We start from the raw sequence: 20,130 nt of genomic DNA on the forward strand, positions 1-20,130 counted from the left end.
CCGTGGGCGTTCTCTCGTCGTGTTGTACAACACCGCCCGGCCGCATTCCCAAATCGCCTGGCAGACACCGGCCGAGTTCGCCACCACCTTCAATCTGCGACGGTCGCTCGCGCTGCGCGATGCCAAAGGCTCCGCGCCAGCGCCCGTCGCTTCACCCGCCCAGCAGGGCACAACCCACGCCGGAAACGAACTCAAAACTGGATAGAAACTGGGGGCAACGTCACCCGGCCTGTTCCGCGTTGCAGTCGATTGTTTGGCGCACCAAGATTCCAGATCAAGTGTTTGGAATACGATAGCAGTTGCCTCGGCAGGGGTTACAAACATTCGCGGACAAACATGCCTGCGCTGTGAAGAGCACGGCGACCGGCGCTCAACCCCGCATTCCAAACCGGCCAAGCGTGAATCATATGCGGCCAAATTTCGAGACCTACTTTAACGTCAGCCGCGCCAGCGGCTTCGGCGAGCCGAGTTGCGTCCGACAACAGCGTCTCGGCCGAACCGGCTTGTATCAGCATTGGGGGAAATCCGCTCAGATCGGCGAACAAGGGCGAGATCAGCGGATCGCGCCGACCAACGCCATTGGGAACATAGGCCGTTGCCAGTTCCTCCAAATACGCCCGGTGGATGATAGGGTCGATTGCGTCCTTGGTTGATAGTGTCGCGCCGGACATCGAAAGGTCCGTCCAGGGCGAAACCAGCCAAAGACATTGCGGCAACGGCTCGCCTGCCGTGCGCAATATACTGACCAGGCACAGAGTGAGGTTGCCGCCCGCACTGTCTCCGCCAACCACGATGCGATCCGACGCGATGCCTTGCCGGCTCAGAAAGCGCCATGCGGTGAGTGCGTCTTCATGTTGCGCAGGGAAAGGATGTTCCGGTGCGCGGCGATAGTCGATCGCGAGGGTGCGCATTCCCATTCCCCGACCTGCCTCGGTCACCATTCGACGATGACTTTTAAGAGAGCCGGAGCAGTAGCCACCACCGTGGAAAAACAGCAGAATCTTGTCCCTGTCACTCCCAGGCGCCAGCGACCACTCTCCCTCGAGGCCATCGAAAACCACATGCTCGCATCGGATGTCCTCCGCGACTGGCCACACCGAACCGACTTCGTCGAGCCGTGCCCGGCGTTCGTCCCAGCGGACCGTTCGAGGCTTTGAGGTCAACAACCTGCGGACGGCGTTGATCTCCGTCAGATCGAGGTGTTCGTCCGCATCGCTCATTTTGCTTCCCTAGCCTCATCAAGCGTAGAAAACGGCATATAGCAGCAGCACACGTCATCGTATAAAGGGCCAATGCCAGCACTGGGAATTTTCGTTACACTTGCGCCGCGGCGAATACACGGGACGACGGGTCGCCCGTAAACCCGCTTGTTATCTTTTAGCACTGGCTCACCCCCCACATGATCGAATTATTCCATCTGGTATTTGGCCGCTTCGGGTCAAAAACGGAGGTCTAGCGGATCGCTCGGGAGTGTGGCGCTCACAGCCTGCTCGCTGGACGGGCAAGGCGATCGGCGCTACCTTCCGGAACAAAGAAGCTAGGCAACCTTGAGGGAAAAGGGCAATGACCGTGCACAGCGATGCCATGAAAGACGCCATTGGCCAGACGCGGGCGAAATGGGGATGGTTCGTCGCGCTCGGGGTGCTGCTGCTTGTCTTCGGCGGCATTGCCTTCGGCAATCTGTTCATCGCAACCGTCGCCTCGGTCTTTGTCGTGGGCTGGCTGATGCTGATGGCCGGCATTGTCGAGATCATCCATGCCTTCGGTGTGAAGACATGGGGCCGCTTCTTCTATTGGCTGCTCAGCGGCCTCCTCTATGCCGTCGCCGGCTTCTTCGCGTTCGACAATCCGGTCCTCGCCTCGACGGTGCTGACCTTCCTCCTGGCGGTCGCGCTTCTTGCCTCAGGCGTGCTCAGGGCCTGGGTCGGCTACAGCCACCGGCCACAGCCCGGCTGGGGCTGGGTGGTCGCGGCCGGCGTCATCAGCGCGCTGGCGGGACTGGTCATCGCCATGGGCTGGCCGGTCAACAGCGTGTGGGTGCTGGGCCTGTTCCTGGCCGTCGACCTGATCTTCCAGGGTTGGAGCTTCATCGCTCTTGGCTTGGCGCTGAAGAGATAAATTCTGGTTGAGCATGATCTTAATCGGAAAACCGGTTCCCACTTTTTTGCTTCGCTGACCTTCGGTTCGGGACCATGCTCTAAAAAGCTATGGCCGCGTCCAGCCCGGAAAGCGGCCTGACGCCGGCGAGCAGTGCCTTCGCCTCGGCCTCGTCACGCTTCATCTGGGCGACCAGCGCGTCAAGCCCGTCGAATCTCACCTCCGAGCGCAGGTAGCCGAAGAAGGACACGGCACAAATCTCGCCGTAGAGGTCGCCGGAAAAGTCGAAGACGAAGGTCTCCAGCAATGGCGCGCCATTGTCGTCGACCGTCGGCCGGCGGCCGAAGCTGGCGACGCCATCGTGAAGCGAACCGTCGGCGCGGCGGAAGCGGACGGCATAAATCCCTTCCTTGAGGGTGGCTTCCGGCGAAAGCCTCATGTTTGCGGTCGGAAAGCCGAGTGTCCGGCCGAGCTGCTGGCCGCCGATCACCTCCGCCTCGACGGTGAAACGGTAGCCGAGCAAACCGGCGGCCTCGGCCACATTGCCCTCGCACAGCAGCGTGCGTATGCGGCTCGACGACACCACCTCGGCGCTTTCGTCGCGAAACGCATCCACCAGCGTGACGCCGAAGCCGTGGCGCTCGCCGGCAGCCATCAGATAGGCCGGGCCGCCCTGGCGGTCCTTGCCGAAATGGAAATCGAAGCCGGTGACGGCGTGGCTTATGCCGAGATTGCGCTCGAGCACGCCGGTGACGAAAGCCTCCGCCGACAAGGCGGCGAACTCGCGTGTGAACGGCTGCTCGACCAGCGCCGCAAAGCCCAGATGCGACAACAGCCGTGCCTTCATCGGCGGCGGCGTCAGCACGAACAACGGCATGTCCGGCCTGAACACCTTTCGCGGATGCGGTACGAAGGTCAGCACCAGGGCGGGTACGCCTCGACGCTCCGCTTCGGCGCGCGCGCGTTCGAGCACCGCCTGGTGGCCGCGGTGGACGCCGTCGAAATTGCCGATAGCCACCACGCCGCCGCGCAGATGGGCCGGCAGCGGTGCGGTTGCGGAAATGCGTTCGAACATTGCCGTCATGGCTTGAACCTATTGCAGCCTGGGAATCACCGCGACCGGCCTGTAGCCATATTTTTCCAGGAAGGCCGCGAGCCTGGCCGGATCCGGCTGCAGCGTCTCACCGTAATCACGGGCATGGATGCCGCCCGATACGTAGAGCACGTCGAAGCCATTGTCGGCCGCGCCCTTGATGTCGGTCATCATGCCGTCGCCGATGGCCAGAACTCGCGAACGCTCGACCGGGCGGCCGAGAATGACGGCGATCTCCTTCATGGCGACATCATAGACCGGCGCGTAGGGTTTGCCGGCGATCAGCGTGCGTCCGCCAAGCTGTGCGTATTCGCGGGCCAAAGCGCCCGCGCACCAGATCATGCGTTCGCCGCGCTCGACGACGATGTCGGGATTGGCGCAAATGAAGGGCAGGTTCCTGGCACGCAGCCGCAGCAGAAGATCGGCATAATCCTCCGGCTTCTCCACCTCGTCATCGAACAGGCCAGTGCAGACCACGCCGGATGCTTCGAACTCCTCGACGAGTTCGACGTCGAGGCCCTCATAGAGCGTGAAATCCCGATCGGCGCCTATGTGGAAGATCTTTCGCGGCCCTTCCGCGATCAGGTCGCGGGTAACGTCGCCGGACGTCACGACACGGTCGTAGGCGGCGGGAGGAACGCCGATGGCGTTCATCTGCGCCACCACGTCGGCGCTGCGACGCGGCGAATTGGTGATCAGCACGACAGGTATTTTCGCCGCGCGAGCAGCGATCAGCGCGGCAGCCGCCGCCGGGAAATGCCATTCGCCGTTGTGCACCACGCCCCAGACGTCGCACAGGATGGCTGAATAGGCTCCCGACAAGTCTGCGAGCGAACCGATGATGTCGGGCGAATCCGCCATGCCGTTGTCCCTGTACCATGATGCTTGCAAGCGCCGCGACCGACGGTCCGCCGCGACCGGCTGGGATTAACCGAAGCGCTTCACCCTGTCACCAGCTTTCATAGCGCCGCAAGATTGTCGCACGGGGACGCCGGCGAGCACGCGATGGTGAAAGCTTTTCTTTTCCAGCGCCTTATCCCCTTTTTTAGAGGCTTTGCCGCGGGAAGCTCGGAGCAGCATTGCCGATTGCGGACGCGTGGTTAACAGGGATTGAAAACCCGTACCGGCCTTGAACGTATTTCAGCAATCGGAAATTTAAAAATGCGTGGCATCGTCCGGGAAAAATGGGGCGGGCGGGAATGCTGAAGGCAATAGTCGGAGAATTCCGACACGACAGACGTGGCAACTACTCGTTAATGACTGCAATCACCATTGTGCCGCTGATGGCCGGTCTGGCGCTCAGTGTCGACTACGGGGAGTTGCTGCGCCAAAAGCACGAAACGCTGAACGCCCTTGATGCGGCCGGCCTCGCCGCCGCCCAGCAGATCGTTGCCGGCGCCAGCGACGACGACGTCAAGGCCTACGCCAAGACATTTTTCGAAACCAATCTCGCACGTATCGACCCGGCGAATACAGCGCTGACCGTCACGCTGCCCAACAACAATGCCGGCGGCGGCACCCTGAAGCTCTGCGCCAGCCTCACCTTCCATCCCTATTTTCTACCGGCCGCCAGCCTGCTGATCGGCGGCACGGCAAGCGACACGACCTTCACCGAATGTTCGGAACTCCGCCTCAAGAACACCCTCGAAGTCGCGCTTGTGCTGGATAATTCCGGCTCGATGAGCGATCTCGGCTCCGGCACCGGCGAGAAGCGAATAAACCTGCTGAAGTCGGCCGCCAAGCAGCTTGTCGATACGCTGGCGCTTCAGGCGCAGCAGATGAAGCAGATCACCAAACCGGTGCAGTTTTCTCTCGTGCCGTTTGCGGCCTCGGTCAATGTCGGCCCTACCCACGACCAGGACGGCTGGATGGATCAGGACGGCATCTCCCCGATCCAGCACGAGGATTTCGACTGGACGACGATGAGTGCCGCCAACAATCCGGACAAATATGCCGAGAAGCTCAACGGCGTCTGGTACAAGCGCGGCGCCGGCTGGGGCGAGACCAAGGACCAGCCGCTGACCCGTTTCAGCCTCTACGCCGACATGACGGTCGAATCGGGCCGCGAAGAGGTACCCAATTCGAAGCAATATGTCTGCGACACATACAAGAGGAACGGCACCTGCCAGTACGGCCACTGGAGCGCACCGGAATATATCTACACCACAAGCCGCTATGCGAGCTGGCAAGGTTGCGTCGAGGCACGGCCATATCCCTACAATGTCGACGACACCACGCCCGATACAGCCGCGCCGGCCACGCTTTTCGTGCCGATGTTCGCCCCGGATGAGGCTGGCACTCTGTGGCTCGATTTCAACCGTGACGGCATCAACGACGTCATCGGCACGTCCTACAATTACGGCAACAACTGGTGGGCCGATTGGCCCTATGTCGCCGGTCCTACCGCTTCCCAGCGCCAGTCTGACATGCGCAAATATTTCCTGGTAAAACCATACGGTTCGCAATCCGCAGCCGCAGGCGATGGGCCGAATTCCTCCTGCACCACCAACCCGATCACGCCGTTGAAGGACGTCAGCCAGAACGCAGAGAAGCAGGAGATCAAGGACGCCATCGACGCCATGGCGCCGAACGGCAACACGAACGTGCCGGAGGGCCTTGCCTGGGGCTGGCGAACTGTATCGAGCAACCCACCGTTCACCGATGGTCGGCCGAACAGCGAGAGGGGCAACGACAAGGTGGTCGTGGTGCTGACCGACGGAGCCAATACCTATAGCGCCGTCAGCGACAGCTACGCCAACAACAGGTCGACCTACGCCGCCTACGGCTACACCGGCCTGACCTATCCGGGATCTGGAAGCGTAACCCGCCTGTTCATGAATACCAGCACCGATGTCGGCAAGACCACCTATACCGGTGCCAACTATACGGCAGCACTCGACGAGCAGATGAAAACGCTCTGCGCCAACGCAAAGAATTCGAACATTCTGGTGATGACGGTGGCGCTCGACCTGTCGCCTACGGATGCCGGCGACAAGAAGGCAATCGATGCGCTGAAGGCGTGTTCCTCGGATTCGCGCTTCCGCAAGGATCCGGCGGACCCGAGCAAGCCGGCCAAGCTGTTCTGGAATGCGACGGGCGCGACGCTGTCCGACAATTTCAAGGAAATCGCCAACGAATTGTCGAACCTGCGCATCGTCGGCTGAAGGCGATGGGATTGGCGACTAAGGCAGGGGGGCCCGGCGCGCTGGCGCAAAGGCTCCTGCCGCCATGCCCTTGCGGGTGATGGAAGCATGTGGTGAGTGTCCCCACCGGAGATGCGCTCTTGCCTGAACCCGCCAACCATCTTGCCTTCGCGCTGGTCTGCCTCGGTATGGTGCTGACGCCCGGCCCGAACATGATCTATCTGATCTCGCGCTCGCTGTCGCAAGGGCCGAAGGCCGGACTGATCTCGCTGGGCGGCGTGGCGCTCGGTTTTTTGTTCTACGTGCTGTCGGCGGCGTTCGGCATCACCGCGTTGCTGCTCGCCGTGCCCTTTGCCTATGATGTGCTGCGCCTTGCCGGCGCGCTCTATTTGCTGTGGCTCGCCTGGCAAGCGGTGAAGCCCGGTGGGCGCTCGCCCTTCCAGATCCGCGAACTGCCGAGAGACAGGCCGCGCAAGCTGTTCGCCATGGGCCTGATGACCAACCTGCTCAACCCGAAGGTGGCAGTGCTCTATCTGTCGCTGCTGCCGCAATTCATCAGCCCCGGCAAGGGCCACGTGCTGTCGCAGCTTCTGGTGCTCGGTGCCACACAGGTCGCGATCAGCCTGACCGTCAACGCCATCATCGCGGTGACGGCCGGCTCGATCGCCCTCTTCCTCGCCGGGCGGCCGCTATGGCTGGTGATCCAGCGCTGGATGATGGGCACGGTGCTGACCGCGCTGGCCGTCAAGATGGCAACCGACGCGCAACGCTGATCGGTCCTACATCGGCCGCCGGTCCGGCTGTGCCCGCTCCGGTTCGACCACCCTGCGATAAAGATGCCAGGTCGCGTGGCCAAGGATAGGCATGACGACGGCAAGCCCGGCAAATAGCGGGATCGAGCCGATGACCAGCAGCACGGCGACCATCAGGCCCCACAGCGCCATCTGCAGCGGGTTTGTCAGAACTGCCCTTGCCGACGTCTCGATTGCCGAGACCGCGCCGACATCGCGGTCGAGCAGCAGCGGAAAGGCGACGACGGTCGTCGCCAGCACGATCGCGGCAAAGGCGAACCCGGCCAGGTTGCCGAGCAGGATCAGTGTCCAGCCCTTGCTGGTCGTCAGCACTTCGCGAATAAAGCCGACAATAGAGGCCGGAGGCTGATTGCCGTACAGGCTGGTGTAGATCGATTGCGCGGTGAACAGCCAGAGCAGGAACAGTACCACCAGCATTATACCGATGACTGCAATCGCGGGCAGCGCCGGCGAGTGGCGCACGTCGAGCGCATGCCACCAGGATGTATCCATGCCGAACTCGCGCCGGCGGCTGATTTCGTAAAGGCCGATTGCGGCGAACGGGCCGACCAAAGCGAAGCCGGACATCAGCGGATAGATGAGCTGGATGGCGTTCGAGCCCGAGGTCCACTGCGTCAGGATCAGGCCGACCACCGGATAGATCAGGCACAGGAACACATAATGCGACGGCTTGGCCCAGAAATCCTCTACGCCGAGACGGAGCGCATCGATCAGATCCTCGGTGCTGATGCGGCGCACCGTGGGCTGTACATGCATTCCACGTGCGTCCGCCATGACATGAAAGCCGGCCATAACCTTTCTCCCGTGTGTCGGAGCGGTCACCGCCAGGATGGCCGCCCGCAGCTGCCACTTCAACAACGCCCGTATGATAGCCGATCTCGGCGTGCTTGTCGCCACCGCCCGGCGCCGGGGCACCGGGCGCTGAACGAACAGTTTACACCGCGAAGCGATCGATCACCTCGGCCAGCGGCACGTGACCGAGGCAAGCGCCGGACCCGGCGGGCTTTTCGCCAGCCTCGACAGCGAGCGCGTATCGCACGGCCGGATCGGCTTCGATGCGGCGGCGTAGCGCCGCCAGCCTGGGATAAGCGGCGCCGTCGACCGCCTGGTGGAACTCCGCCCAGCGCGCTACGCCGATCAGCGTGGTATCGGCAAGCGTCGGCCGGTCGCCGACCAGGAAATCCGTGTCGAGGATCATCGCCTCGAGCTGGTCATGGCGGTTGGTAACGACCTTGCGGCCGAAATCACGCAAGGTCGCCAGCAGCACCGGTTCGGCCGATTCCATTTCGTAAGCCGCCCAGAGCGGGGTGAAAGCGGCGGTGAAACCGGTGTTCACGAAAGCCATCAGCTGATGCATCCGGTCGCCCTCCGGCGAGCGAGGATCGAAGCTGATACGGCGTTGCGTGTCGCGGGCTTCGAGCCAGGCGGCAATCGCCATGGTCTCGGTGAGCACCCTGCCTTCGTCGGTGATCAACACCGGCGTTTCCTGACGGCCGTTGATGCTGGCATAGGCGTCGTTCTTCATCTCAGTGAGCATATCGACGCGACACAGGCGGTAGGGTTGTCCGACGCGTTCAAATGCAGCGACAAGCCCCATCGAACTTCCCAGCGGGAAGCCGTAAAGGAGAACAGGTTCCATTTCTTTGTCTCTTCCATGATTTAGGGATTACGCTGCGCAGCGAAACTTGACCCTAAACGCTGGTCGCGCCATGTAAATTACGCACTATTCTGTAACCAGGTCCCCGCCATGAAAGATGTCGTCTCACGCTGCCCGATCGAGGAGACCATGCGTGTGCTCAGCGGTCGCTGGCCCACCTTGCTGCTCTACTACCTCAAGGACGGGACCAAGCGCTTCAGCGATTTGAGGCGTGACAACCCGACAGTTTCGCACCGCATTCTGGCGCTGGAACTGCGCAAGCTGGAGGAAGCCGGGATCGTGCGGCGAACGGCGCGTACCGGCTACCCGCTACGCGTGGATTACGACCTCACGGAGCCCGGTCTCAAGCTTGTGCCACTCATCGACGCCCTGGGCGATTGGTGGGAAGATACCGAGGACGATCGGGCCAGCCGGGCTACATCGACGCCGGAAACCAAACTCGTGGCGGCGGAATAGCCGACCGGCGATCACCGCGCCGCCAAGAACTGCCGGCGAGAGCCCAGCGCTCCAAGCCGTTCATACATTAGATCCCGCAAGACCAAGGCGACCGGCTATGAGGCGCGCCGTTGTGGTCGGCCAAACCGGACAAGGCACGGGCCATCCAGCACCAACTCCTGTAGCATAGCTCGCCAATCCCGATCACCTGACCCGCCGTTCGATCTCATTGCCCGATCAGATCGGCTTGACTATGCTGGATGGCTGTCGCTTTCGATCCTGACGTGAACGAAGAGCCTACTTATCCTGTTGAAGTTTCTCCTGAGACTCTGCCATTTGATCGTCCCCAAGTTCCATATTGTGCATCGTTGCAATCAACCATTCGTCATGATCCCGCGTCGCCACTACGCTGATTAATCCGCGCCGACGCGGCCATTCGTTTCCCATCGGATCGAGCGCGCCAGTCATAGACCACCGCAGGTCGAGCGTGGCAACATCAGGGCGAACAAGCCTGTTCCGCACGCTTTCGGCGGATAGATGGCTGTGCTTGAACATCTTCTCAAAAATTGGGGCATGGAACTGCTCGATCTTGTCACGTCCAGTCGCCTGCATACCGAAGACGTTTGTAAACTCGGCATCTGCCGCGAATACGGCGGCAAAGGCGCGAGCATCGTGACGATTCCAAGCTTCGATCAGCCTGTGCGCGACACTTTCCACCCCTTCAGTTCGGATGTTGCCGGTAGCCATGCTGACCTCCTGTCATATAGTTCTGTTGCCATACTATATGGGCACCATATAAGTTTGGAAAGATGGATAATCAGCCATACACGCAGTCTCTGCTTCTCTATGCTTATCAATCGTCGGCGAGCGCTTTGGTCCAGGTTCTCCGGGAGAGCGGCCATTCGGCAATCAAGCCCAAACACGGCGCTGTATTCGCCAACATCGACGCGGAAGGAACCCGATCCAGCGTCCTCGCAGAGCGTGCTGGCATTGGCAAAGCATCGATGGGTGAGTTGATCGATGAACTGGAGCGCCTTGGTTATGTTCGGCGTTCGCATGATCCGAACGACCGACGGGCCAAATTAATCGTTGCAACTGACGCGGCGCTTGCGGTGATCCGGACCGTCCACGATTTCAATCAGCGTCTCGAAGACCAATACCGAAGGCTGCTTGGTGCTCAGGCGTACGAATCGCTCCGGTCGTCACTGCAAGCGATATCCCCCAGCAAAAATTTGCAACCGAGGATACCTCGCCAGCGCTCGTGAAGCCGCAAAGGTAGGGCAAAAGAAACTCTCTGTCCGTGAAGGCCTGACTGGGTATCGAGCTCCTGGGAGTGTCGAGCCCGAACAGCCGTCTGGGCGAATGCTGCCATCCGAGCAGGCCTGTTTCGATTGAGCGGTGAAATCAATCTGACACAGTGCCATCGCGTCAAAACCATTCATCACGCATTTTCACCGCCCTGCCCGGCAAAAGCCATGATCGCGGTTATGTCAGGCGGGCATGACCGTTACGAAAATCGAAAATTATCAGGCCCAACCAAGCCTAAGCAGGCGCGTGCTGCTCAGAGCTGCCGGCCTTGGCGCCCTTGCCGGGCTCACCGCCTGCGCAACCGCCGTGCTGCCTACCGGTGAAAGCGCCGGTGTCTCTGCTTCCGCCGCCGGCACGCTGGCCGGCATCCGCGCTTCGGCGGGTCTGGGGCCGCTCGCCCCCGATGCCCGGCTCGAGCAGGCGGCGCTCCAGCAGGCCGGATATATGGCACGCGGCGGCCGAATGAATCACACCACCGGCTGGGGCAAGGACTTTGCCTCGCGCGTCAAAGACAATGGCATTGCCGGCGCTGCCGCCGAAAATATTGCCGAAGGCCGCTTCGACCAGCAGAAGCTGTTCGATATCTGGGTGCATTCGCCAGGCCACCGCCGCAACATGCTCGACCCGCGCTTCACCCGCTTCGGCCTCGCCTATGTGCGCGACGGCCGCGACAGCACGCTTCGCTACTGGTGCCTTGTGCTCGGCAGATAACTTCCACCATTTGGACGGCGGAAGCCTGCTGGCGACCGATCCGTCAGTCTTTGCGGCCGCCGCCGAGCAATTCCTCGATGTCCTGCGCACAAACCGGCCTGCTGAAATGATAGCCCTGCATTTCGTCGCAATTGTTCCTGCGCAGGAAAGCAACCTGATCATCTGTCTCAACGCCCTCGGCGATGACCCTCAGGTTGAGATTTTGCCCCAATGAAATCACCGCGCTGGCCACAGCCTGATCGTTCTCGTCGGCGGCGAGATCCTTGATGAAGGACTTGTCGATCTTTAGCCGCGCCACGGGAAAGGTCTTGAGTGCGCTGAGGCTGGAATAGCCGGTGCCGAAATCATCGATCGAGATCTGGACACCCAGGCTTTGCAGGGCGTTCATGGTGGCGACCGCCAGCTCGATATCCTGCATGATAAGGCTCTCGGTCACCTCCAGCTCGAGATACCTGGCCTCCAGGCCGCTGTCCTTCAGCGCGCTGACGATGCGATCGATCAGGTTGCGCTCCCTGAATTGCCGCGCCGACACATTCACGCAAACGGTCAAGGGCGGCAGCCCCGCGTCTTGCCAGGCTTTGTTCTGCCGGCACGCCTCATGCAGAACCCAGTCGCCGATCGGTACGATCAGACCTGTCTCCTCGGCGGTCGGGATGAACATCGTCGGCATTACCGTGCCAAGCGTTGGGTGGTTCCAGCGTATCAGCGCCTCGACCGCAAAAACCCGACCTGACCGAAGGTCCACCTGCGGTTGGTAGAGCAGCGTGAATTCCGAACGCGCCAAGGCGTTTCGCAACTCTTCCTGAAGCACGAATTTTTCATGCGCCCTGGTGTTGAACTCCGGAGCGTAAAACTGGAAATTATCGCGGCCGAACTCCTTGGCGCGATACATGGCCGCGTCGGCATTTGCCAGCAGCGTATCGGGATCCGTCCCATCCTTGGGATAGTTGGCAATGCCGATGCTGGCCGTCGCCCGCACAAGATGCGCTCCGAGCCGAACCGGCTCGGCGAGTGCAGCCCTGAGCTTTTGCAAGGTCTCGGAAACGAGATCGACGTTCGCCGGCTGGTCGAAAAGCACGACGACGAATTCGTCGCCGCCAAGCCGCACGACGGTATCGGTCGCCCGGACGCAGTCGACCATGCGACTTGCGACGGTCTTCAGAAGCTCGTCGCCGGCATTGTGGCCGAGCGTGTCGTTGACGAATTTGAAATTGTCTAGATCAATGAACACCACTGTCACCCAGCGATCGTATCGCTGGGCGTACAAGACCGCCTGTGAAAGCCGGTCCTCCAACAAGGCGCGATTGGGAAGCCCGGTCAGCACGTCGTGATTGGCCATGAAGTGGATCCGGTCTTCGGCCTGTTTGCGTTCGATGGCGATCCCGGCGATGCGCGTGGTGAAATCGATGAGGCGGGTCTCGGCCTCGGTCGGCTCGCGCACCGTCATAGAATACATCGCAAAGACGCCGAGCACGGCGCCCTGATGCGACAGGATCGGCGTCGACCAGCATGAACGCAAACCGTGTGGGCGCGCGAGTTCGCGATAGTCCTGCCAAAGCGGATCCTGCATGATGTCAGCGACAATCACCGGCTCGCGCCGATAGACTGCGGTACCGCAAGACCCTGCCCTTGGGCCCACCGCGGCGCCGTCGACGGCGTCGGTGTAGTCTCTCGCCAGGCTCGGCGCGGCGGCGTGGCGCAAGTGGCTGCCATCCTTGTCGAGCAGCAAGACCGAACCGAATATCCCCGCCAGTTGGGACTCGACCAGACGCATGAGCCGCTCGAGCACGTCTTCGAGGGGAGCGCTCTTTGCGATCATCTCGAGGATATGCGCCTGCCCGTCGCGAAGGATTTCGGCCTGCTTGCGCGCAGTGATGTCACGGGCAATGCCGACGAGGCCGAAAATGTTGTTCTGAACGTTGCGCAACGGCAGTTTCGTAGACAGGAACCATTTGCCGGTGCCTGACGCATCGACGACGAACTCCTCCTCGTCGATCATCGGTTGTCCGTCGCGCATCAGTTGCTGCTCGACGAGGCGAAATTTCTGCGCAAGATCCGGCGCGTGAAGGTCGAAGTCGCTTAGACCGATCATGTCGCTCGTGCTGTCTCGACCGCTGTCGGACGCAATGGCTCGGTTGGCGACGACGAAGCGGCTTTCGGTGTCCTTCACCCACATGTAGTCAGGCACCAGGTCGATGAGCGTCTGCAAGGAGATACGCTCGTCGACGACCAAGCGGTTGGCGCTGAGCTCGCTGATGTCCTCATGCGTGGCCACCCAGCCGCCGTCAGGCATCGGCTGATGGCAGACCTGAATTGTCCGGCCATCGGCGAGCTCGGCTGTCCAGTTCCCCGAAGCCGTGCCCGAATTGACTGCCCGGGCCAACGCCAGATAAGCGTCCGCATTCGTTGCCGAGGTTCCGACAGCGACGCGCCGCTCGACGATTTCGCGCAGCGCCGCACCCGGCTGCAATTGCTCCGGGGCAAGGCGATAGATTTCCGCGTAGCGTCGATTGCACAGGATCAGCCGTTCACCGGCATCAAAGAAACAGATGCCTTGCGAGATGTTCTCTATCGCGGTCTGGAACCGCAGTGCCTGGTCCTGAAGTGCCGCAATCGTGGCGCGAAGCTCACGCTCGAGGGCCTCATATGAGGCAGTCGCCAGTTGTGCCAGCGTCGTCAAATTTGCGGATTCGGGCGCGTCGGCGGTTTGCCTGGATGACTTCGTGGCCAAACACAATTCCTCCCGCTGATGCTTGAGGCAAGCAATGGAGGCTCGCCTTCAACCCAAAAGCGACTGCATATTGGTCCGGATATACTAATGGCAGGTGAACCTGGCTCAACGCCGACGCTACCGGCACAGGCAACGGAAGCCGTGGCCGGTCGCGGTTGCCGTAAGCCCTGAGGCTTAGTCCATATGCGCGGCAGGCGCCCCACCGGCGGGCGGCGCAGCCTTTGGCTTGCGCAGCAGGAAAACAAACGGGACAGCAAGCAGCGTCATCATCATCAGCAGCTTGAAGTCATTGACGTAGGAGATCATCATCGCCTGGACATTGACCATGCGATCCATCAGCGACAGCGCCGTCGGATCGCCGCCCGCCGCTGCCGGCGATGCCGCCCAGAGGTTGGGATTGAACGGATTGATGTAGGCCGAAAGCTCGGCATGGTTGATCTGCGTGTTGCGTACCAGCAGAACCGTCACCACCGATACGCCGATCGACGAGCCAAGATTGCGCACCAGGCTGAACAGCGCCGTTGCATCGGTGCGGAAACGTGCGTCGAGCGTGGCGAAAGCCACGGTGGACAGCGGCACGAACACCATTCCCATTCCAAGGCCCTGGATGACGCCGGAACTGAGGATAAGCCAGTTGTCCATCTGCGGCGAAAAGCTCGACATCGTGTAGAGCGATTGCGCGGTCAGCAGGAAGCCGATGACGACGAGGATCCTGGCATCGATCCTGTGCATGATCCGCCCGACGAACAGCATCGCGATCATCGTGCCGACACCGCGCGGGCCCAAGACGATGCCTATGGTGAGGGTCGGATAACCGAAGATGGTCGACAGCATTGGCGGCAGCAGCGACATGCTCGCCAGGATGAGCACGCCCATGACAAAGATGAACGCGAGCCCGGTGACGAAATTGCGATCGAGGAAGATCTTCGGGTCGATAAAGGGGTGCTCCGCCGTCAACGTGTGGATGGTGAATACCCAGAAACCGGTGATGGAAAGACCAAGCTCGATCCATATCTCGATCGAGGAAAACCAGTCGACCTCGCCGCCGCGATCGAGCATCAGCTGCAGCGCGCCGACACCGAGCGAGAGCATGGTGAAGCCGAAGAAATCGAAGCTGCGCACCCGCCGGGCGACGCTGGGAAGATATGCCGCCATGCCGAGGAAGGCGATGATGCCGACCGGCAGGTTGATGAAGAACACCCAGCGCCAGTTGAAATTCTCGGTCAGCCAGCCACCCAGCGTCGGGCCAAGGATCGGTCCCAGCATGATGCCGGCGCCCCAGATGGCCATGGCCTGGCCGTGGCGTTCCCTGGGGTTGATGTCGAGCAGGAAGGTCTGCGACAGCGGCACGATGGCCGCACCGAACACGCCTTGCATGAGCCGGAACAAAACGATGGTCTCAAGGCTCCAGGCGATGCCGCACAGCATTGAAAAGACGGTGAAACCGACCACGGCCGTCAGGAACAGCTCCTTGCGACCGAAGCGGTCGGCCAGCCAACCGGTCACCGGCGTCATGATCGCCGCGGCAACGATGTAGGAGGTCAACACCCAGTTGATGTTGTCGGGGGAGGCGCCGAGATCGCCGGTCATGGTCGGCAGCGCAACGTTGGCGATCGTCGTGTCGAGCGCTTGCATGATCGTCGCAAGCATGAGCGCAACTGTGATCAGGCCGCGGTGCGGTACTTCGCGAAAGGGTTCTGGGCTGCTCATGACGTAAAACTTCCAGCAGGTAACAAAAACGTGTACATTAGGTTTCCGGACGGCGAGGCCCCGCTGTAGAGAGACCCTCATCGCGGTGGGACGCGAGCATCGATGTGGGGGTTACATCGACTGAGCGTCTCGACAAAGCGGGCGCCTGCCGCCCGGAAACCTGAGGACCGAAGATCCTGCGCGACGTTGTCTGCTCAGGCAGGCTACAGCGCAGCCCGTCTACGCATTCAACTTTTCCTGCGCCTCCCTCGGACCAATCCTGCATCCATCTCGCTGTTTGCTATGCGGCCGCTACCAGGCCTCTTTACCTGGCCTCGCCTGCCGTGGCGCGGCGGAAAATGCTCGGCAGCCCGCGGGAAACGCCGGTGTCCACCGTGACGGTCGCGCTCATGCCGGTGCGCAGCGCCGCCTTGGCGTCGGCATCGGTCAATTCCAGGCGGACCGGAATGCGCTGCGTGACCTTGACCCAGTTGCCGGTAGCGTTCTGCGCGGGCAGCAGCGAGAACTCGGCGCCGGTGCCGGCGCCGATCGCCTTGACGGTGGCTTCGAACGTCTTGCCCGGATAAGTATCGACCATGATTTCGGCCTTCTGGCCGGGTTTCATGTTGGTGAGCTGGGTTTCCTTGAAATTGGCGTCGACCCAGGTGTCGCCGGTCTCGACCAGCGAAAACAGCGGCGTGCCCGAACCGACATACTGGCCGACCTTGAACGAAGCGGCCTGGCTGATGATGCCGTCGGCGGGTGCCTTGACCGTGGTCTGGACCAGATCGTAGGCCGCCTTGTCGCGTGCGGCGAGCGCCGCCATTACCGTTGGATGCTTGTCGGTCTCGATGTCGGGATTGCCGCCAAGTGCCGCCTTGGCGCTGACGATCCCTTGCTGGGCCACGGCCAGCTGCTGCTTCGCCTTGTCGAGGTCGTTCTTGGCTTCGTCCAGAGACGACTTGGCGTTGATGCCCTTCTGGGCAAGGTCGGCGGCGCGGTCATATTGCGACTGCGCGTACTGGACCTGGCTTTCGTCGGACTTCTCCTGCGCCAGCGCCTGGCTGTAGGCCGCACGCAACTGCTCGACATTGAGCCGTGCGCCGGCCACCGCCGCGTCGGCCTGGGCCAATGCGATCCGGTAGGGCTCGGGATCGATAGCGAACAACACGTCGCCCTGCTTGACAGACTGGTTGTCGAAAATGTCGACCTGAACGATGCGGCCCGCCGTATCGGCGGCTATCGACACCTTGGCCTGCTGCAGATTGGCGTTCTCGGTCTCCTGATAGCGGCCGCCGGTCACCCAGACATAGCTGCCGCCGGCGATCAACGCAGCGGGCAGCACAAACATCAAAAGGAAGCGGCCGGCACGGCGCTTCTGCTTCGGCGCCACCGGCGCCGGAGCTATCTGCGGAGCGACCGTTACCGGAGCTGCCGCCGGCTTCGCGGGAGCTTCCATCTCCAGCTTGGCCGCATTCTCATCTAGTTTGGCTACCGCGTTCATGCTGCTGTGCCTTCCGTATTCTTCACTTTTTCCGAGGGCGGCGCCTCACCATCTGCAAGATTCTGCACCATTGTCTCCAGCGCCCTGACCAGGACGCGGCGATCTTCCGGCGAAACGCCAACGAGCGATTCCTCATAGACCTCGCCGGCAAGGCTCTTGACGTGGGTGTAGGCCGCGTTTGCCTTGGCGGTCGGGAAAATCATGCGCACTCGCCTGTCGGTTGCGTCGGGACGGCGCTCGATCCAGCCGCCCTCCTCCATGCGATCGACAAGACGCGAGACGCTGATCGGCTCGATTTCGAGAAGCTCGGCAAGCCGCGCCTGCGCGACACCCGCCTCCTTGGCGACACGTACCAGAAGCCGCCATTGCGCTGAAGAAAGGCCGAAACCACTGGCGCGCGCCTCGAAGCGCTTGCGCATCAGGCGCTGCACGTCGTGGATCAAAAAGCCTAATCTGTCGATGCCGTCGGAAACCATGAGCGACATATATAATAAGCGTGCTCATAATTCAAGGAGCCGGATTGTGCCAGAAGCCGGCGAGTGTGCATGGCAGTTGGTGCAGGGCGATCGTAGTTAGCAATTTATTACGCCGGGCGCTTGTAACGCGAAGCCATGCGGTTCTCGAGCGGCGCCCCGGATGAGCTGAGCCTGGATGCAGCGCTTGTGACGGCGCCCTCGGGCGAACGCTTCTCCAGCATATCGGCGTGCTACATCGGCCCACTCGACGAAGGCCAGCAAATCATTCAACCTCTGAGAGAGTATGGCACGCCAGTTGAGCGCCGGATTGCTCCTGTCCCCTATCTTCAAATCCAATCGGCCGGGGACAGCCTCTTTCGGCGCGGGCGGCGCTACTACTGGAAGGCGCAGTTCATGCGCGAAATCACAGATCAGGCGATCGATACCATGCTTGCGGCTTACATGACTGCACCCAGCGAATCGCTTCTGGTCTGCAGCAGGTTGGCGGCGCCATCTCGCGAGTACCGATGGACGGAACGCCCTACGCCAATCGGGATGCGCTTTACGATCTGGGACTACCCGTCTGACGACGAAACGCACATCCGATGGGCGCGCGACCTGTGGGATGCAATGAGACCGTTCTCGACCGGCGGCGTCTATGCGAATAATCTCGGCGAAGAAGGCACTGATCGGGTTCTGGCGGCTTACGGCGAGAATTATCCGAGGTTGGCCGCACTAAAGAACAAGTATGATCCCACCAATTTCTTTCGCTTGAACCAAAACATTAAGCCTGCGACCTGAGCGACCGCCCCAGGCCGATGCTCGAAATTCTGCGGCGCTGCTACAGCTCCAAATTCCAGTTCTGGCCGACCAGATCCTTGCCGAAGGAACGGTGGCGCTCCTCGTTGGTCAATTTAAAGCCCGCAGCCTCATAGATGTGGCGGGCGGCGGCGAGCACGTCGTTGGTCCACAGCGTCAGTGTCGTGTAACCCGTGGCGCGGCAAAAGCCGATACACTCCTCGACCAGCCGCTTGCCGATACCGAGGCCGCGCGCCGACGGCTCGACATAGAGCAGGCGCAACTTCGCCACCGCGTCCGACTGGCGCACGACGAAGACCGAGCCGACGACCTCGCCTTGCCGCTCGGCGATCCAGCTGCGTTCCCATTTCGGATCGAAGGATTTGACGAATGCGCCGAGGATTTCGGCGACCAGCGCCTCATAGGTTTCGTCCCAGCCATATTCCTGTGCGTAGAGCAGGCCCTGCCGATGGATAATCCAGCCGATGTCGCCGACTTGCAGAGGCCGCAGCATATAGGGAATTTTGGGCTCGGCGCTTCCGCCCAGCAGACGCTGTACCGTCTGCATGGCCTTGACCAGCCTGTCCTGTTCGGGAACTGGAAGCCGGTCGAGCAATGCCGCGACCTGGTCGTGCGAACCCTGGTTCAGCGGCGCGAAGGCCTGCCGCCCGGCCTTGGTCAGCGCGATCGTCGAACGCCGTGCATCCGTCTCGATCGTGGCGCGCTCGACCAGATCACGCTCCTCGAACTTCTTCAGCAGCCGGCTGAGATAACCGGCATCGAGGCCGAGATCGCGCCCAAGGTCGGTGGCGGTCAGGCCATCGCGATGCGCCAGCTCATAGAGCACTCGCGCCTCGGTCAGCGAGAAGGTGCTTTTCAGCAGCCCTTCGTCGAGCAGCCCGATCTGGCGGGTGTAGAAGCGGTTGAAGGCCCGCACCGCGTCGATCCGCTCCTTGCCTGGGTGATGATGAATGGTCATGGCATCCTCCTCCCGGCAAGATCAGCGATTTAGTTGACTTAGTCAAGTATCCGTTTGAAGCAATTGTCCTGATGATGCTCACCGGGCGCCTTGACTCGCGCGAGTTGCCAGCCTATTTCAGCGCCACGTTAGCACTCCCCCAAGATGAGTGCTAACCACATGTCCGGCGCCGCCGGACGGAGGAACTGTTCTCACCATTCTCATCGAGGAATAAAAAATGGCAAAGTCGAAGTTCCGCCCGCTTCATGACCGCGTGGTCGTTCGTCGGGTCGAATCCGAATCCAAGACCGCGGGCGGGATCATCATCCCCGACACGGCTAAGGAAAAGCCGCAGGAAGGCGAGATCATCGCCGTCGGTTCCGGCGCCCGCGACGAAGCCGGCAAGCTCGTCCCGCTGGACGTCAAGGCCGGTGACCGCATCCTGTTCGGCAAGTGGTCGGGCACCGAAGTCAAGCTCAATGGCGAAGACCTTCTGATCATGAAGGAATCCGACATCATGGGCATCATCGGCTGAATATCGGCCTCACCCTCATTTAAATCTTCGGGCTCAATCCAAGCCCCTGCCAGGAGCTAAAAATGGCTGCCAAAGACGTAAAATTCTCCCGCGACGCTCGCGAGCGCATGCTGCGCGGCGTCAACATCCTCGCCGACGCGGTGAAGGTCACGCTCGGCCCCAAGGGCCGCAACGTCGTCATCGACAAGTCGTTCGGCGCACCGC

At 61.5% G+C, this 20,130-nt stretch carries 19 protein-coding genes and 1 pseudogene; 9 read left to right on the forward strand and 11 right to left on the reverse strand.

Translation table 11 applies throughout. The features are described from left to right. Positions 1–205: pseudogene (locus tag NKH30_RS31565) on the forward strand (hypothetical protein); the annotation flags it as partial. A 109-nt stretch (positions 206–314) separates the two neighbouring features. Here the strand turns inward: NKH30_RS31565 and NKH30_RS31570 are convergent. Continuing rightward, positions 315–1,220 (reverse strand): alpha/beta hydrolase, encoded by a 906-nt coding sequence (locus NKH30_RS31570; RefSeq protein WP_352772782.1) that lies wholly within the window; start codon positions 1,218–1,220, stop codon positions 315–317. A gap of 343 nt (positions 1,221–1,563) precedes the next feature. On the opposite strand from NKH30_RS31570, the gene NKH30_RS31575 reads away from it, so the two are divergent. Then, positions 1,564–2,118, forward strand: a complete 555-nt coding sequence (locus NKH30_RS31575) for an HdeD family acid-resistance protein (protein ID WP_352685523.1) — start codon at positions 1,564–1,566, stop codon at positions 2,116–2,118. A gap of 79 nt (positions 2,119–2,197) precedes the next feature. Here NKH30_RS31575 and NKH30_RS31580 read toward each other — a convergent pair whose 3' ends face one another. Together NKH30_RS31580 and NKH30_RS31585 are read right to left on the reverse strand one after the other, a co-directional pair. Then, complete coding sequence (locus NKH30_RS31580; protein ID WP_352541594.1) at positions 2,198–3,181, reverse strand: bifunctional riboflavin kinase/FAD synthetase; 984 nt, start codon at positions 3,179–3,181, stop codon at positions 2,198–2,200. A 9-nt stretch (positions 3,182–3,190) separates the two neighbouring features. Next, positions 3,191–4,051 (reverse strand): TIGR01459 family HAD-type hydrolase, encoded by an 861-nt coding sequence (locus tag NKH30_RS31585; RefSeq protein WP_352997949.1) that lies wholly within the window; start codon positions 4,049–4,051, stop codon positions 3,191–3,193. A gap of 338 nt (positions 4,052–4,389) precedes the next feature. Between NKH30_RS31585 and NKH30_RS31590 the strand changes: the two genes are divergently transcribed. Beyond that, the gene (locus NKH30_RS31590) at positions 4,390–6,354 is read left to right on the forward strand and encodes a pilus assembly protein TadG-related protein (RefSeq protein WP_502911543.1); all 1,965 of its coding nucleotides are present in this window, start codon (positions 4,390–4,392) and stop codon (positions 6,352–6,354) included. 119 nt (positions 6,355–6,473) lie between these two features. Continuing rightward, a complete protein-coding gene (locus NKH30_RS31595; protein WP_352997953.1) occupies positions 6,474–7,106 on the forward strand; it encodes a LysE family translocator in 633 nt (210 codons plus the stop codon). Between the two features lie 6 nt (positions 7,107–7,112). Here the strand turns inward: NKH30_RS31595 and NKH30_RS31600 are convergent, their stop codons facing one another. Beyond that, positions 7,113–7,937 carry a DUF2189 domain-containing protein gene (locus NKH30_RS31600; RefSeq protein ID WP_352541597.1) on the reverse strand — a complete coding sequence of 275 codons (825 nt, stop codon included), beginning with the start codon at positions 7,935–7,937 and terminating at the stop codon, positions 7,113–7,115. 142 nt (positions 7,938–8,079) lie between these two features. Further along, positions 8,080–8,784, reverse strand: a complete 705-nt coding sequence (locus NKH30_RS31605; protein WP_352685525.1) for a glutathione S-transferase family protein — start codon at positions 8,782–8,784, stop codon at positions 8,080–8,082. Between the two features lie 108 nt (positions 8,785–8,892). Between NKH30_RS31605 and NKH30_RS31610 the strand changes: the two genes are divergently transcribed. Continuing rightward, entirely contained in the window at positions 8,893–9,258 is a 366-nt protein-coding gene (locus NKH30_RS31610; protein WP_352616838.1) for a winged helix-turn-helix transcriptional regulator, read from the forward strand. Between the two features lie 276 nt (positions 9,259–9,534). Here NKH30_RS31610 and NKH30_RS31615 read toward each other — a convergent pair whose 3' ends face one another. Beyond that, positions 9,535–9,984: an SgcJ/EcaC family oxidoreductase gene (locus tag NKH30_RS31615; RefSeq protein WP_352616835.1), complete on the reverse strand. Its 450-nt coding sequence runs from the start codon at positions 9,982–9,984 to the stop codon at positions 9,535–9,537. 62 nt (positions 9,985–10,046) lie between these two features. Between NKH30_RS31615 and NKH30_RS31620 the strand changes: the two genes are divergently transcribed. Together NKH30_RS31620 and NKH30_RS31625 are read left to right on the forward strand one after the other, a co-directional pair. Continuing rightward, positions 10,047–10,502, forward strand: coding sequence for a MarR family winged helix-turn-helix transcriptional regulator (locus NKH30_RS31620; RefSeq protein WP_352685527.1), 456 nt, complete (start codon positions 10,047–10,049; stop codon positions 10,500–10,502). Between the two features lie 235 nt (positions 10,503–10,737). Further along, complete coding sequence (locus tag NKH30_RS31625) at positions 10,738–11,256, forward strand: CAP domain-containing protein (protein WP_352503378.1); 519 nt, start codon at positions 10,738–10,740, stop codon at positions 11,254–11,256. Positions 11,257–11,299: 43 nt separating this feature from the next. Here NKH30_RS31625 and NKH30_RS31630 read toward each other — a convergent pair whose 3' ends face one another. The 4 genes from NKH30_RS31630 to NKH30_RS31645 form a co-directional block, all read right to left on the reverse strand. Continuing rightward, positions 11,300–13,987, reverse strand: a complete 2,688-nt coding sequence (locus NKH30_RS31630; protein WP_352997955.1) for an EAL domain-containing protein — start codon at positions 13,985–13,987, stop codon at positions 11,300–11,302. A 174-nt stretch (positions 13,988–14,161) separates the two neighbouring features. Then, complete coding sequence (locus tag NKH30_RS31635; RefSeq protein ID WP_352474508.1) at positions 14,162–15,697, reverse strand: DHA2 family efflux MFS transporter permease subunit; 1,536 nt, start codon at positions 15,695–15,697, stop codon at positions 14,162–14,164. 304 nt (positions 15,698–16,001) lie between these two features. Further along, the gene (locus NKH30_RS31640; protein WP_352474507.1) at positions 16,002–17,180 is read right to left on the reverse strand and encodes an HlyD family secretion protein; all 1,179 of its coding nucleotides are present in this window, start codon (positions 17,178–17,180) and stop codon (positions 16,002–16,004) included. Then, the gene (locus tag NKH30_RS31645; RefSeq protein ID WP_352474535.1) at positions 17,177–17,656 is read right to left on the reverse strand and encodes a MarR family winged helix-turn-helix transcriptional regulator; all 480 of its coding nucleotides are present in this window, start codon (positions 17,654–17,656) and stop codon (positions 17,177–17,179) included. Before NKH30_RS31645 ends, NKH30_RS31640 begins: the two co-directional genes overlap by 4 nt. A gap of 135 nt (positions 17,657–17,791) precedes the next feature. On the opposite strand from NKH30_RS31645, the gene NKH30_RS31650 reads away from it, so the two are divergent. After that, positions 17,792–18,436 (forward strand): BBE domain-containing protein, encoded by a 645-nt coding sequence (locus NKH30_RS31650; RefSeq protein ID WP_352997957.1) that lies wholly within the window; start codon positions 17,792–17,794, stop codon positions 18,434–18,436. 40 nt (positions 18,437–18,476) lie between these two features. Here NKH30_RS31650 and NKH30_RS31655 read toward each other — a convergent pair whose 3' ends face one another. Beyond that, positions 18,477–19,412, reverse strand: coding sequence for a bifunctional helix-turn-helix transcriptional regulator/GNAT family N-acetyltransferase (locus NKH30_RS31655; protein WP_352997959.1), 936 nt, complete (start codon positions 19,410–19,412; stop codon positions 18,477–18,479). A gap of 217 nt (positions 19,413–19,629) precedes the next feature. Between NKH30_RS31655 and groES the strand changes: the two genes are divergently transcribed. Continuing rightward, positions 19,630–19,926: a co-chaperone GroES gene (gene groES / locus NKH30_RS31660; protein WP_006203049.1), complete on the forward strand. Its 297-nt coding sequence runs from the start codon at positions 19,630–19,632 to the stop codon at positions 19,924–19,926. Positions 19,927–20,130: the final 204 nt, after the last annotated feature.

Origin of the sequence: Mesorhizobium sp. M1273 (genome assembly GCF_040318195.1) — a bacterium.
Classification (GTDB): Bacteria; Pseudomonadota; Alphaproteobacteria; order Rhizobiales; family Rhizobiaceae; genus Mesorhizobium.

Coding starts and splice junctions, on each gene's coding strand:
- NKH30_RS31570 (WP_352772782.1), bottom strand. CDS start 1,220: ATGAGCGATGCGGACGAACACCTCGATCTGACGGAGATCAACGCCGTC.
- NKH30_RS31575 (WP_352685523.1), top strand. CDS start 1,564: ATGACCGTGCACAGCGATGCCATGAAAGACGCCATTGGCCAGACGCGG.
- NKH30_RS31580 (WP_352541594.1), bottom strand. CDS start 3,181: ATGACGGCAATGTTCGAACGCATTTCCGCAACCGCACCGCTGCCGGCC.
- NKH30_RS31585 (WP_352997949.1), bottom strand. CDS start 4,051: ATGGCGGATTCGCCCGACATCATCGGTTCGCTCGCAGACTTGTCGGGA.
- NKH30_RS31590 (WP_502911543.1), top strand. CDS start 4,390: ATGCTGAAGGCAATAGTCGGAGAATTCCGACACGACAGACGTGGCAAC.
- NKH30_RS31600 (WP_352541597.1), bottom strand. CDS start 7,937: ATGGCCGGCTTTCATGTCATGGCGGACGCACGTGGAATGCATGTACAG.
- NKH30_RS31605 (WP_352685525.1), bottom strand. CDS start 8,784: ATGGAACCTGTTCTCCTTTACGGCTTCCCGCTGGGAAGTTCGATGGGG.
- NKH30_RS31610 (WP_352616838.1), top strand. CDS start 8,893: ATGAAAGATGTCGTCTCACGCTGCCCGATCGAGGAGACCATGCGTGTG.
- NKH30_RS31615 (WP_352616835.1), bottom strand. CDS start 9,984: ATGGCTACCGGCAACATCCGAACTGAAGGGGTGGAAAGTGTCGCGCAC.
- NKH30_RS31620 (WP_352685527.1), top strand. CDS start 10,047: ATGGATAATCAGCCATACACGCAGTCTCTGCTTCTCTATGCTTATCAA.
- NKH30_RS31625 (WP_352503378.1), top strand. CDS start 10,738: ATGACCGTTACGAAAATCGAAAATTATCAGGCCCAACCAAGCCTAAGC.
- NKH30_RS31635 (WP_352474508.1), bottom strand. CDS start 15,697: ATGAGCAGCCCAGAACCCTTTCGCGAAGTACCGCACCGCGGCCTGATC.
- NKH30_RS31640 (WP_352474507.1), bottom strand. CDS start 17,180: ATGAACGCGGTAGCCAAACTAGATGAGAATGCGGCCAAGCTGGAGATG.
- NKH30_RS31645 (WP_352474535.1), bottom strand. CDS start 17,656: ATGGTTTCCGACGGCATCGACAGATTAGGCTTTTTGATCCACGACGTG.
- NKH30_RS31650 (WP_352997957.1), top strand. CDS start 17,792: ATGCGGTTCTCGAGCGGCGCCCCGGATGAGCTGAGCCTGGATGCAGCG.
- NKH30_RS31655 (WP_352997959.1), bottom strand. CDS start 19,412: ATGACCATTCATCATCACCCAGGCAAGGAGCGGATCGACGCGGTGCGG.
- groES (WP_006203049.1), top strand. CDS start 19,630: ATGGCAAAGTCGAAGTTCCGCCCGCTTCATGACCGCGTGGTCGTTCGT.